9 protein-coding genes are annotated in these 13,375 nt (G+C 66.8%); 1 reads left to right on the top strand and 8 read right to left on the bottom strand.

Translation table 11 applies throughout. The annotated features are described in order from the left end of the window. Window positions 1-2: 2 nt before the first annotated feature. Window positions 3-1,253, top strand: coding sequence for a CaiB/BaiF CoA transferase family protein (locus tag FOC84_RS25290; RefSeq protein WP_173147099.1), 1,251 nt, complete (start codon window positions 3-5; stop codon window positions 1,251-1,253). 608 nt (window positions 1,254-1,861) lie between these two features. On the opposite strand, the gene FOC84_RS25285 is transcribed toward FOC84_RS25290, so the two are convergent. The 8 genes from FOC84_RS25285 to FOC84_RS25250 all read right to left on the bottom strand — a co-directional run bounded on the left by FOC84_RS25285 (window position 1,862) and on the right by FOC84_RS25250 (window position 13,339). After that, complete coding sequence (locus FOC84_RS25285) at window positions 1,862-2,593, bottom strand: ABC transporter ATP-binding protein (RefSeq protein ID WP_173147097.1); 732 nt, start codon at window positions 2,591-2,593, stop codon at window positions 1,862-1,864. Next, window positions 2,590-3,390 (bottom strand): ABC transporter ATP-binding protein, encoded by an 801-nt coding sequence (locus FOC84_RS25280; RefSeq protein WP_173147096.1) that lies wholly within the window; start codon window positions 3,388-3,390, stop codon window positions 2,590-2,592. The genes FOC84_RS25285 and FOC84_RS25280 overlap by 4 nt, the downstream gene beginning before the upstream one ends. After that, window positions 3,387-4,475, bottom strand: a complete 1,089-nt coding sequence (locus tag FOC84_RS25275) for an ABC transporter permease subunit (protein ID WP_173147094.1) — start codon at window positions 4,473-4,475, stop codon at window positions 3,387-3,389. Before FOC84_RS25275 ends, FOC84_RS25280 begins: the two co-directional genes overlap by 4 nt. Further along, a complete protein-coding gene (locus tag FOC84_RS25270) occupies window positions 4,472-5,323 on the bottom strand; it encodes a branched-chain amino acid ABC transporter permease (protein ID WP_438800897.1) in 852 nt (283 codons plus the stop codon). The genes FOC84_RS25275 and FOC84_RS25270 overlap by 4 nt, the downstream gene beginning before the upstream one ends. A gap of 227 nt (window positions 5,324-5,550) precedes the next feature. Next, complete coding sequence (locus FOC84_RS25265) at window positions 5,551-6,696, bottom strand: branched-chain amino acid ABC transporter substrate-binding protein (protein ID WP_173147090.1); 1,146 nt, start codon at window positions 6,694-6,696, stop codon at window positions 5,551-5,553. A 238-nt stretch (window positions 6,697-6,934) separates the two neighbouring features. Continuing rightward, window positions 6,935-10,756, bottom strand: a complete 3,822-nt coding sequence (putA, locus tag FOC84_RS25260; RefSeq protein ID WP_173147088.1) for a trifunctional transcriptional regulator/proline dehydrogenase/L-glutamate gamma-semialdehyde dehydrogenase — start codon at window positions 10,754-10,756, stop codon at window positions 6,935-6,937. 196 nt (window positions 10,757-10,952) lie between these two features. Continuing rightward, window positions 10,953-11,669, bottom strand: a complete 717-nt coding sequence (locus FOC84_RS25255) for a PqiC family protein (protein ID WP_254241775.1) — start codon at window positions 11,667-11,669, stop codon at window positions 10,953-10,955. Between the two features lie 5 nt (window positions 11,670-11,674). Next, entirely contained in the window at window positions 11,675-13,339 is a 1,665-nt protein-coding gene (locus tag FOC84_RS25250; RefSeq protein WP_173147086.1) for an intermembrane transport protein PqiB, read from the bottom strand. Window positions 13,340-13,375: the final 36 nt, after the last annotated feature.

Below are 13,375 nucleotides of genomic sequence, written 5' to 3'. Positions count from 1 at the left end.
TCATGCATAACGATACCCAGGGCGACACCCAGCGCCCCGCCGGCGCGCTTGCCGGCATGCGCGTGATCGAGCTGTCGCAGATCATGGCCGGCCCGACCTGCGGCATGATGCTGGCCGACATGGGCGCCGACGTCATCAAGGTCGAGAAGATCGACGGCGGCGACGACTCGCGCCAGTACCGCGACCCGCAGATCAACGGCATCTCGGCGCCCTACCTCATGCTCAACCGCAACAAGCGCGCCATCGCGCTGGACCTCAAGCACCCCGAGGGCAAGAAGGTCCTGCTGCGCATGATCCGCGACGCCGACGTGGTGACCGAGAACTTCCGCAAGGGCACGATGGAAAAGCTGGGCCTGGGCTACGAACGGCTGCGCCAGGAGAACCCGGGCCTGATCTATTGCGCGGTGTCGGGCTACGGCACCACCGGCCCCTATGCCGACAAGGGCGGCTTTGACCTGGTGGCGCAGGGCTTCTCCGGCCTGATGGCGATCACCGGCGAACCAGGCGGGCCACCGCTGCGCACCGGCAACTCGGTCGCGGACATCAACGCCGGCCTGCTGGCGGCCTTCGGCGTGCTGGCGGCCTACCAGCACAAGCAGCGCACCGGCGAAGGCCAGATCGTCGAAACGTCGTTGCTGGAAGCCAGCCTGCAGCAGTTGTACTGGCATGCCGCCATCTATTTCGGCAGTGGCGTGTCGCCCGGCCCCACCGGATCGGCGCACGTGCTCAGCGCGCCCTACCAGGCCTTCCCCACGGCCACCGACTGGATCATCATCGGCGGCGCCAACGAGAAGAACTGGCAACGCATCGCGCAGGCGCTGGAAAAGCCGGAGTGGGCGGAAGACCCGCGCTACGCCCGCAACCGCGACCGCATGAATAACCGCGAAGCACTGGTGGCGGAGATGTCGGCCATCCTGGAGACGCGCAGCGCGCAGGAATGGCTGGACGTTTTCGACGAGGCCGGCGTGCCCGCCGGCCCAGTGCATTCGATCGCGCAGGCGCTGTCGCATCCGCAGACGCTGGCGCGCGGCATGGTGGTGGAACAGGATCATCCGGTGGCCGGCAAGGTGCGCACCGTAGGGATGCCCGTGAAGTTGTCGGCCACGCCCGCGCAATACCACCGCGCGGCGCCCAGGCTGGGCGAAGACACCATCGCGATCCTGGGAGAGTTCGGCTATGGCCAGCGGGAAATCGACGCATTGATCGAGGCCGGCGTGGTCACGGCCGTGGACCGTGAACGCGCACCGGCTTAGAACATTTTTGGGTGAATTGCTGACGTTCGGTTTTGTGAGGCAGCGTTCTTGAGCCGCCGGCGTCCGGACTGCGGGATTCCGATGCTCGCCCCAATGGGGCTGCGCTTCGGATCCCTCCGTCCGGCCACCGGCTCACGGCATCTGCCCATGGACGGGGTCCAAAACCAACGCATTAGGCGACTGCCAGCCGAGGCGGCCCGGAGCCATCCGAAGCGCAGCCCCATTGGGGCGAGCATCGGAATGGCGCAGGGCAGCCTCGGCGGCTAAAGAACCCTGACATCCGCAAGCTCGAAGCCCTACCGCCCCGCACTTCGGTTTTGTGAGGCAGCGTTCTTGAGCCGCCGGCGTCCGGACTGCGAGATTCCGATGCTCGCCCCGGTGGGGCTGCGCTTCGGATCCCTCCGTCCGGCCACCGGCTCACGGCATCTGCCCATGAACGGCGTCCGAAACCACCCGCATTAGGCGACTGCCAGCCGAGGACCCCGGAGCCATCCGAAGCGCAGCCCCACCGGGGCGAGCATCGGAATGGCGCAGGGCAGCCTCGGCGGCTAAAGAACCCTGACATCCGCAAGCTCGACGCCCTGCCGCCCCGCCCCCAAGATCCTGCCCTACTCGGATTCACCCAGATAGGCCGCACGCACCTTGGGGTCGTGCAGCATGTCGCCGGCCGGACCGGACAGGATGATCTCGCCGGATTCCATCACGTAGCCGCGATGGCTGTTTTCCAGCGCCAGGCGCGCGTTCTGCTCGATCAGCAGAATGGTGACGCCTTCGCGGGCGATGGTGCGCACCACCTCGAAGACCTTCTCCACCATCAGCGGCGCCAGGCCCATCGAGGGCTCGTCCAGCAGCAGCAGCCTGGGGCGCGCGATCATCGCGCGGCCCATCGCCACCATCTGCTGCTCGCCGCCCGACAAGGTGCCGGCCGCCTGCTTGCGGCGCTCGGCCAGGCGCGGGAACAGCGTAAAGACGCGGTCGGTGTCCTGGCGGATCTGGGCCGCGTCGCGGCGGATGTAGGCCCCCATCGCCAGGTTTTCCTCGATGGTGAGCTGGCCGAAGATGCCCCGGCCTTCCGGCACCATGACCAGGCCGCGGCGCACCAGCTCATGCGATTTCTGGCCGCCGACGGACTGCCCGCCGTAAACCACTTCGCCGCCCGCCAGCGGCACCAGTCCGCAGATGGCGCGCAGCGTGGTGCTCTTGCCGGCGCCGTTGGCGCCGATCAGGCAGACCAGTTCGCCTTCGTCCACGCGCAGGTCGATGCCGCGCACGGCACGGATGCCGCCATAGGAGACCTGCAGGCCCCGCAATTCCAATAGGGGTTGGGATGCTGCCGTCATGCCGGGCGCTCCTGATGAATCTGCGGATCCTGCGCGGCGCCTGCGCCCAGATACGCTTCAATGACCTTGGGATCGCGCTGCACCTGGGCGGGTTTGCCCATGGCCAGCACCTTGCCGTATTCAAGCACCAGCACGCGGTCGCACAGGCCCATGACCAGCTTCATGTCGTGCTCGATCAGCAGCACGGTGACGCCATCGGCGCGGATCTTCTCGACCAGCTTGCGCAGCACCACCGTTTCCGACGCGTTCATGCCAGCCGCCGGCTCGTCCAGCGCCAGCAGCTTGGGATCGGTGGCCAGGGCGCGCGCGATCTCCAGGCGCCGCTGGTCGCCGTAGGGCAAGGAACGCGCGACGTCGTTGGCGCGGTGGCCGATGCCCACGTAGTCCAGCAACTCCTGCGCCCGCGCTTCGGTGGCGGCCTCTTCGGCCCGCGTGCCGCGCGTGCGCAGCACGGCGCCGAACACGCCCGACTTGGTGCGCATGTGGCGGCCGATCATCACGTTCTCGATCGCGCTCAGGTTGGCGAACAGCCGGATGTTCTGGAAGGTGCGCGCCAGGCCCGCGTAGGCAACTTCATGCGGCTTCTTGCCGGACATGGACTGACCATTGAAGGTGCAGCTGCCCTCTTCCGGGATGTACAGGCCGGTCAGCACGTTGAACAGCGTGGTCTTGCCCGCGCCGTTCGGGCCGATCAGGCCGTAGATCTCGCCTTGCTCGATGTCGAAGCTGACGTCCGACAAGGCCTGCAGGCCGCCGAAGCGCTTGCCCAGTCCCTGGGCTTGCAGCAGTTTGCTCATGCCGCGCCTCCCTGGGTCTTGGTCGCCAGTTCGCGCTTGCGCACCGCCGACGGCCACAGGCCGGCCGGACGGAACAGCATCACGCAGACCATGGCCAGGCCGAACAGCAACATGCGTATGCCTTCAGGATCAAGCACCACGGCGCCGAACAGCATGTGCTGCACGGGTTCCACCACCGCGCGCAGGAACTCGGGCAGCGCGGCCAGGATCAATGCGCCCAGGATCACGCCCGGGATGTGGCCCATGCCGCCCAGCACCACCATGCACAGGATGGAGATGGATTCCATCAGCGAAAAGCTCTCGGGGCTGACGAAGCCCTGCATCGAGGCGAACAAGGCGCCCGCCACGCCGCCGAAGGACGCGCCCATCGCGAACGCCAGCAGCTTGATGTTGCGGGTGTTGATGCCCATGGCCTTGGCGGCGATCTCGTCTTCGCGGATCGCTTCCCAGGCCCGACCGATGCGCGAATTCTGCAGGCGCACGCAGACCACCACGATGATCAGCGTCACCGCCAGCAGCAGGTAGTAGTACTTTTCGGGCCCCGTCACGCGGATGCCCAGCAGGCTTTCCGTGCGGCCGAAGGCAAACTCGCCGACCTTGAAGGTGTCGATGCGGTTGATGCCCTGCGGTCCGTTGGTGATGTTGATCGGCGCGTTCAGGTTGTTCAGGAAGATGCGGATGATCTCGCCGAAGCCCAGCGTCACGATGGCCAGATAGTCGCCTCGAAGCTTGAGCGTGGGCGCGCCCAGCAGCACGCCGAACAGGCAGGCCACCGCCAGCGCGATCGGCAGGATCGCCCAGAACGGCAGGTGCAGGCCGAAATGCGGCGACGCCAGCAGCGCCCAGGTGTAGGCGCCCACCGCGTAGAACGCGATGTAGCCCAGGTCCAGCAGACCGGCGAAGCCCACCACGATGTTCAGGCCCAGCGACAGCATCACGTACAGCAAGGCGAAGTTCAGGATGCGCACCCAGCTCTGGCCGGCCATGCCGATCACGAAGGGCAGCACCGCCAGCACCACGCCGATCAGCGCAATGCCGATCAGGTTGCGGGTCGAAAACCCGCTGTTTTTCAGGGTTGTGCTCATGCCCGGTCTCCCACGCGCTCGCCCAGCAAGCCGGACGGACGGAAGATCAGCACCAGCACCAGCACGAAGAACGCGAACACGTCCTGGTAATGGCTGCCGAGAAAGCCGCCGGTCAGGTCGCCGATGTAGCCGGCGCCCAGGGATTCGATGATGCCCAGCAACAGGCCGCCCGCCATGGCGCCGACCAGGTTGCCGATGCCGCCCAGCACCGCGGCCGTGAAGGCCTTCAGGCCCAGCATGAAGCCCATGGTGTATTGCGACACGCCGTAGTAGGTGGCGACCATCATGCCGGCCACGGCGGCCAGCGCCGAACCGATCAAGAACGCCGCGGAAATCACGGTGTTGATGTTCACGCCCATCAGCCCGGCCACTTCGCGGTTCTGCGCGGTGGCGCGCATCGCCGTGCCCAGGCGGGTCTTGTGCACCACGGCCAGCAGCCCGCCCATGATCAGCGCGGCGATCACCACGATGGCGATCTGCAGCGAACTGATGCGCGCGCCAGCGATCTCGAACACCTGCGGCGGCAGCACCTGCGGGAAGTTCAGATAGTTGCGGCCCCAGCTCATCATCGCCACGTTCTGCAGGATGATGGATACGCCGATGGCGGTGATCAGGGCGGCCAGGCGCGGCGCACGGCGCAGCGGCCGGTAGGCCACGCGCTCGGCGGTCCAGCCCACGGCCATGCACAGCGGCACGGACACCAGCAGGCCGACGCCCAGCACCACGAAGGCGGATGTGGAAGGATCGCCGCCCACCAGCGAAATGGCGATGGTAGTCGCCGCCATCGCACCTATCATGACGACGTCGCCATGGGCGAAGTTGATCAGCCCGATGATGCCGTACACCATGGTGTAGCCCAGGGCGACCAGGGCGTACACGCTGCCTAGCGTGACGCCGTTAATCAGTTGTTGAATGAAGATATCCATAGGGGCCGCTGAATAAGCCTGGAAAAATCGCGCGGTGGCGGCCCTCGGGCCTGCCACGGCGCCGCGCGTGGCGCGCGCCGGACGGCGCGCACGCTGCAATACGGACGGGACGCGGCTCGCAGCCGCCTTCCCGCCCCGGTCTAGCGGCCTTAGTTGGCCTGGCTGACCATCGTTTCAACCATCTCCCACTTGCCGTTCTTGACTTCGTAGATGGTGACCGAGATTTCCTTCAGGTCGCCCTTGGCGTCGTAGGAAATGTGCTCGCTGGTGGCGCCCTTGCGGTTCAGCTTGGCCAGCGCCGGCAGGTACTTCTCGGGCTTGGCCGAGCCGGCCTGCTCGATGGCGGCAATCATGTTCCACGCGCCGTCATAGGCGTAGGGCGCATACACGCCGGGGGCCTTCTTGAAGCGAGCCTGATAGCGCTGCTCGAAGTCCTTGCCCGCGGCCATCTTGTCCAGCGGCACGCCGGCCAGCGAGGCGTAGGTGCCGTCGGCGGCGTCGCCAGCCAGCTTGATGAAGGTGTCGCTGCGGGTCATTTCGCCCGAAACCAGCGGCGCCTTCAGGCCCAGGGTGGCCAATTGGCGCTTCATGGGACCGGATTGCGCGTCCAGGCCGCCGTAGAAGATGGCGTCGGGCGCGGCGCCCTTGATGTTGGTCAGGATGGCGGTGAAGTCGTTGGCCTTGTCGGTGGTGTACTCGCGGCGCACGACCTGGCCGCCGGCGGCCTTGACCGCCTTCTCGACCTCGTCGGCCAGGCCCTGGCCGTAGGCGGTGCGGTCATCGATGATCGCGACCTTCTTGGCCTTCAGGCTTTCCACCATGAACTTGCCGACCGCGGCGCCCTGCTGGGTGTCGCTGGTCATCATGCGGAAGGTGGTTTCGTAGCCCTGCTTGGTGTATTCGGGCGAGGTCGCCATGGCGATCTGGGGCAGACCGGCTTCATGGTAGACGCGCGAGGCGGGGATGGTCGTGCCCGAGTTGAAGTGGCCCAGGATGCCGACCACGTTCTGGTCGACCAGTTGCTGGGCGACCTGCACGCCGACGCGCGGATCGGCCTGGTCGTCGCGCGACACCAGCACGAACTTGGCGGTTTCGCCGTCGACCTTGATGCCCTTCTTGTTGGCTTCTTCCAGGGCCAGGTTCAGGCCGTTCTGCATGTCCTCGCCATAGTGCGATTGCGGACCGGTGAGCGGTGCGGCAAAACCGAACTTGACGTCGGCTGCCTGCGCGGAGGCGGCCATGCCGGCGGCGGCGATGCTGGCGGCGAGAAGCTTCAAAGTGGTGCGGAACTTCATGGGTATCCTCCGAATGTCGGACTTAAGACCTTGTTATACCTGAGCTTTTAACCAGGTTTTTGGTTTTTCACTACTAGCAAGTCCGATGTAGCGGGAGCTTGCGCATGCATGTTCTGCAAAATCCGGAAGCCGGGTTGCGACTTCCGAATTCGAGGTGCGACCGGATTTTGCTTCCAGTGCAACCTCGGCCGATATTGGAGATAACCCTTGGATGCCCAAGGGTTGCCCTACATCTGGCTCAACCTATGGTCATGAGGCTGGCGTTGCCGCCCGCCGCCGCTGTATTGACGCTGACGGAACGCTCCGCCAGCAGGCGCTCCGGCACGTAGCCGGCGCCCGCCGCAATCGCGTCGGGCGTCAGGCCATGGACCGACAGGATGGCGCCCGGACGCTGCGCGATGCGCTGGTTCAGCGCCTGCAGCGCGTCGCCATCGCCCTCGAACAGCACGGCCTGGTAATCCGCCTGGTCGACCTCGTCGTCGGCCAGGATGCCCGCCTGCTCCTGCTGGCCGGCGTCCAGCGAGGCCAGCAGCGCCTGCGCCGCCGGCGTGTCCGCGAACCAGGCATGGTTGCCCGTCAGCCTGGCGACCGACCACTGCGCCCGCGCGCCGGCCTCGGTGGCGGCCACGCAATACACCGCGCCGCGCGGCTCGACCACATAGGTGTTGGTCTCGCCGGTCGGCCCTGGCAGCGCAATGCGCTGCGGCAGCGCCGCCGCGGCGTCCAGCGCCGGCGGCAGGCCCGCCGGACGCGTGCCCAGCAGGCGGTACATATAGAGCGGACCGCCGGCCTTGGGACCGGTGCCGGACAAGCCTTCGCCGCCGAAGGGCTGCACGCCCACCACCGCGCCCACGATGTTGCGGTTGACGTAGACGTTGCCCGCATGGACCTGGCCGGTCACGTGCGCGATGGTTTCGTCGATGCGGGTGTGCACGCCGAAGGTCAGGCCGTAGCCGGTGCCGTTGATGGCGTCCAGCAAGGCGTCGAGCTCGTCGCGCTTGTAGCGCACCACGTGCAGCACGGGCCCGAACACTTCGCGCGTCAATTCGTTGACGCTGTCGATCTCGATGATGGTCGGCGGCACGAAGGTGCCATGGCGGCATTCGCCATTGAGTTCGACCTGGTCCACGCGATGGCCCGCGGTGCGCATCGTTTCAATGTGCCGCTGGATGCCATTGCGCGCTTCCGTGTCGATCACGGGACCCACGTCCACCGCCAGGCGGTCGGGGTTGCCCACGCTCAGTTCGCGCATGGCGCCGCGCAGCATCGTCAGCACGTGGTCGGCATTGTCTTCCTGCACGCACAGCACGCGCAGCGCCGAACAACGCTGGCCCGCCGAGTCGAAGGCGGAGGTCAGCACGTCGAACACGACCTGCTCGGACAGGGCCGAGGAATCCACCACCATGGCGTTCTGGCCGCCCGTCTCGGCGATCAGCGGAATGGTGTGGCCGGCGTCGTCCAGGCGGTCCGCCAGGGTGCGCGCGATGATGCGCGCCACGTCGGTGGAGCCGGTGAACATCACGCCGCGCACGCTGGGGCTTGCGACCAGCTGCGCGCCCACGGTTTCACCGCGGCCCGGCAGCAGTTGCACGGCACCGGCGGGCACGCCCGCGGCACGCAGGATGGCCACGGCTTGCGCGGCGATCAGCGGGGTCTGTTCGGCGGGCTTGGCCACCACCGTGTTGCCGGCGGCCAGTGCGGCCGCGACCTGGCCGGTGAAGATGGCCAGCGGAAAGTTCCAAGGGCTGATGCACAGCACGGTGCCCAGCGGGCGGTGCGTGTCGTTGCTGAATTCGGTTTCGGCCTGGTCCGCGTAGTAACGCAGGAAGTCCACGGCCTCGCGCACCTCGGCGATGGCGTTGGGCAGCGATTTGCCGGCTTCGCGCACGATCAGGCCCAGCAAGGTCTGCATCTGCTCTTCCAGCAACTGCGCGGCGCGGCGCAAGCACTGGGCGCGCTCCGCCACCGGCGTGGATTGCCAGATCGGAGCGGCATTGGCGGCGGCGCGCAGCGCGGCCTCGACCTCGTCCGTCTGCGCCTCGACGACGTGACCCACCACATCGCGCAGGTTGGCCGGATTACGGACTTCCATGGCCCGGGCGGCATCCCAGCCTTCGATGCCTTCGCCCAACATGGGCCCGGCGCGCCACGGCATGCCGGCGCTGGCCAGCAGGGCCGCGGACAGCGAACCCAGGCGATGCTCGTTGCTCAGGTCCAGGCCGGCCGAGTTGGCGCGGGCGCCCTCCTGCGGATCGCCATAGAGTTCGCGCGGCAGCGGGATCTTCTCGTGCGGCGCGCCCAGCGGGACGATGCGAGCGGCGGCTTCGACAGGGTCAGCCACCAGCTGTTCGACGGGAATGGTCTCATCGCCGATCAGGTTCACGAACGAGGTATTGGCGCCGTTTTCCAACAAGCGGCGCACCAGGTAGGCCAGCAGCGTTTCATGCGTGCCGACCGGCGCGTAGATGCGGCACGGACGGTTGAGCTTGCCCTGGGACAACGCGCCCACGACCTCGTCGTACAACGGTTCGCCCATGCCGTGCAGGCACTGGAATTCGTACTGGCCCGGGTAATAGTTCTGGCCCGCCAACTGGTAGATCGCGGACACGGTGTAGGCATTGTGCGTGGCGAACTGCGGGAACACCGCTTCCGGCGCGCCCAGCAGCTTGCGGGCGCAGGCCAGGTAGGCCACGTCCGTGTAGACCTTGCGGGTATAGACTGGATAGCCTTCCAGGCCGTCGACCTGGGCGCGCTTGATCTCACTGTCCCAGTACGCGCCCTTGACCAGGCGCACCATCACGCGATGCCGGCTGCGGCGGGCCAGGTCGATCACGTAATCGATCACGAAGGGAGCCCGCTTCTGGTAGGCCTGGATGACGAAACCGATGCCGTTCCAGCCGTCCAGCTCGGGCTCGAAACAGAGCGCCTCCAGCAGGTCCAGCGAGATTTCCAGGCGGTCGGCTTCCTCGGCGTCGATGTTCAGGCCAATGTCGTAGCTGCGCGCCAGCACCGTCAGTGCCTTCACGCGCGGCAGCAGTTCGGCCATGACGCGTTCGCGCTGGCCGCGCGAATAACGCGGATGCAACGCCGACAGCTTGATCGAGATGCCCGGACCTTCGTAGATGCCGCGGCCGGCCGCGGCCTTGCCGATGGCGTGGATGGCCTGCTCGTACGAGGCGTAATAACGGTCGGCGTCCTCGGCCGTGGTCGCGGCCTCGCCCAACATGTCGTACGAGTAGCGAAAGCCCCGGGCTTCCATCTTGCGGTTGTTGGCCAGGGCTTCGGAAATGGTCTGGCCCGACACGAACTGTTCGCCCATCATGCGCATGGCCATGTTCACGCCCTTGCGCACCAGCGGTTCGCCACCCTTGCCGATCAGGCGGGTCAGCGCCTTGGACAGCGACTGCTCGCTGCTCACGGCCACCAGCTTGCCCGTGATCATCAGCCCCCAGGTGGCGGCGTTGACGAACAGGGACTGCGAGCCGCCCATGTGCGACTTCCAGTCGCCGCGGGCGACCTTGTCGCGGATCAGCGCGTCGCGCGTGGCGCGGTCGGGGATACGCAGCAGCGCTTCGGCCAGGCACATCAGCGCCACGCCTTCCTGGCTGGACAGCGAAAACTCCTGGATCAGCCCTTCGACCCCGCCGCCGCTGCGCTTGCCGCGCAGCTTCCTGACCAGGTCGGCGGCCATGGCGTGGATCTTTTCCAGATTGGGCATGCGGGCCTGGCCCAGCAGCAGCGGCACGCACTCGGGCTCGGGACGGCGGTAGGCGGCGGTGATGGCCGCGCGCAGCACCGACTGCGGCTGCACGTCCTGGCCGAACTCGTAGAACGGCGGCGTGGGCGCCGAATGGCCCTCGCCCGCCTCGTCCTCGCCGCTCGCATCCATGCCCAGGTGGGACATCTCGGCGGGCAGGTGGCCGCGCTCGATCTTGTCCAGGTAGGAAAGGATCGCCTGCTTGTGCAGCCAGTGCGGCGTGCAGTTGAGCTTTTGCGCGGCGGCCTTCAGCCGGTCGCGGAGCGCGTCGTCGACTTTAACGCCTAGGGTCGTGCTGGCCATAAGAGATTGCTTCCTGTCGCATGGCAAAGGTAGTACCGGGTCCGGACGGGACCCAGCATCGGTAGGACCGTATGCTAGACAGGTTGCAACTTTGTTTGCACTATGGTTAACCCTAGGTTAACCATTTGAGATCAAGCGGATTTTCCACCGCGCATCCAGGGCCAGTGCCAGCCCCCCCCCTTCGCATGGACAGCCCTTAGTCCTTGAGCGCCGCGCAGCCCAGCATCTGGACCGAGGCCGATCCGGCCGGGGATTGCCCACGGATGGCCGAGGCCATGGCGCCGGCCAGGCTGACCACGGCGCGCTGCTGCGCGGCGATCATGGCAGGCACGCCCTCTTCCGTCACCGATTCCGTCACCACGCTGCGGCACAGCAGGCCGGAACCCTTCATGTTGACCGGCCGCACGCGCCAGGTCGCATCCAGTTGGGCCATGCGGCCCGGCTCCAGCTCAAACCGCTGCACATCGGTCTGCACGCGCCAGACCGCGGCGCCGGGACCCGGCTTGACCAGTTGCACGTCCAGCGCGCCCAGTTCGCGCTTCAGCGCATCCGACAGCGCGCCGCGCAGTTCGTCGCCTAGCGGCGAGCTCCAGCGCTCGGAATACAGCGCGGACAAGCTGCCCTCGCCGGTGCGCACCATCAGCTGGGGCTGATCCGCCTGCGTCGAAATATTGACCGGCTGCACCTCGATCAGGAAGCTGGCCGGCGCCACGGCGCCGCCCGGAGCCTGGACCGCCGGCGCCTGCAAGGTGTGATAGTGCACCGGCGAGGACGCTCCGCAGCCGGCCAGCGCGGCCGACAATGCCAGCAAGGACAGGACCGGGCGCAAGCGCGGCGTCAGCCGGCCCGTGGATCGCGACTGCTCGGAACTCGGGTTCGCCAGGCGGGCGCGGGGGGATGGGCGTCTATTCATGGGGTTCAGTTCCTGACAGGACCGGCGCCGGGGATCGGGTCTGGGCCGCGGCCGCGCAGCAAGGCCTCGGGATTGGCTTGCAGGAAGTCGGCCAGGGCGCGCAGCGACCGAGCCGCGCGGCCCAGTTCCTGCATCGCCTTCTCCGTATTCACCGGCAAGGAAGCATCGGATGCCAGCAGCGCGTTGACCTGCGCCATGGATTCCTTGGCCTGCTTGAGCATGTTCTGCGCTTCAGGCGCGACCTGCTTGTCCAGCCGGTTCATCAGCTTGGAGGTGCTGGCCAGCGTGGTGCGCAGGTCCTCGCCGATCTTGTCGAACGGAATCTTTTCGATCTTGGCGACGATGTTGCTGATCTGCTGCTGCAGCTGATCCAGGTTGCCCGGCACCGTCGGGATCATGGCGGGATCCGACATCTTGAAGTCGACCGGCTTGGCGTTGGGGAAGTCGTCCAACGCCACGTACAGCTGGCCGGTCAGCAGGTTGGCGGTGCGCAACTGCGCGCGCAGGCCGTGCTTGATCATCCCGCCCAGCAAGCGGTTGCCCGCAACATCGCCGTCCTTGGCGGCGCGATCGCGCACTTCGTCGAACACGCGGCCCAGGCGCTCCGGATACAGGGTGGCATCCACCAGCGAGTAGAAGCGCTTGGCGACCGGATCGAAGTCCATGTTGATCTGCGTGACGTTGCCCAGCGTGATGCCGCTGAAGTCGATCGGCGCGCCCACCGTCAGGCCGCGGATGGACTGGTCAAAGCGCATGCGGATCGGGAAGGCCTCGCCGTCCGGATTGGCCTTGGCGGCCGACTCGGTCGCGTACAGGTCGAACTGGGCGTCGGCTTGCGCCGGCTTGCCGGCGTCGCGCGCGCTGATGACCGGTTCGAAGGCGACTCCGCCCACCGCCATCGACACCAGCGACTGCGTGCGCACCTTGAGGCCGTCCGCATTGACGCTGAAGTCGACCCCGCTGGCGTTCCAGAAGCGCGTGCCCTGAGTCACGAACTTGTCGTTGGGCGCATCCACAAACACCTCGACATTGACGGCCTTGCCGGTTTCGTCGAGCGCGTAGCCAATCACGCGGCCCACGTTGATGCGCCGGAAATACACGGGCGAACCGATATCCAGGGAACCCAGGTCGGACGCCTTAAGCTTGAAGCGCTTGCCGGCGCGGTCATGCGTGACCGCGGGCGGCACTTCCATCCCTTCGAAATGCAGTTTGGTGGCTTTCTTGGAATTGTCCTTGCCTTCGGCCGCGTCCACGCCGATATAGGCGCCGGACAATAGCGTGCCCAGGCCGGATACGCCGCTCACGTCCAAACGCGGGCGCACCACCCAGAAGTTGGTGCCTTCGCGCGCCAGGTCGGAAACGTCCTTGGACAGCTCCGCCTGCACCACCACCTTGGTACGGTCTTCGTTGAAGCCGATGGACCTCACGGTGCCGATATTGACGTCCTTGTAGCGCAGCTGGGTCTTGCCGACTTCCAGGCCTTCGGCGGTGTTGAATGAAATGGAGATGTCGGGACCGGCCTGCATCCAGGTCCGCACGACCAGCGACAGGCCCATCAGGGCCGCCACGATGGGCACCAGCCAGATCCATGAAATCCGGCTCTTCTTCTTGCGCGAGATCGCGGGTGAGGCGAACTTCTCTTCACCGGATCCGGGTGCTTGCTCGGACATCTACTCTTCCTTGTTCGTGGACGGAAACCGCGACGC

Origin of the sequence: Achromobacter pestifer (assembly GCF_013267355.1) — a bacterium.
In the GTDB taxonomy this organism is placed as follows: Bacteria; Pseudomonadota; Gammaproteobacteria; order Burkholderiales; family Burkholderiaceae_B; genus Achromobacter; species Achromobacter pestifer_A.
This window is presented reverse-complemented; position numbering and strand designations above follow the sequence as displayed.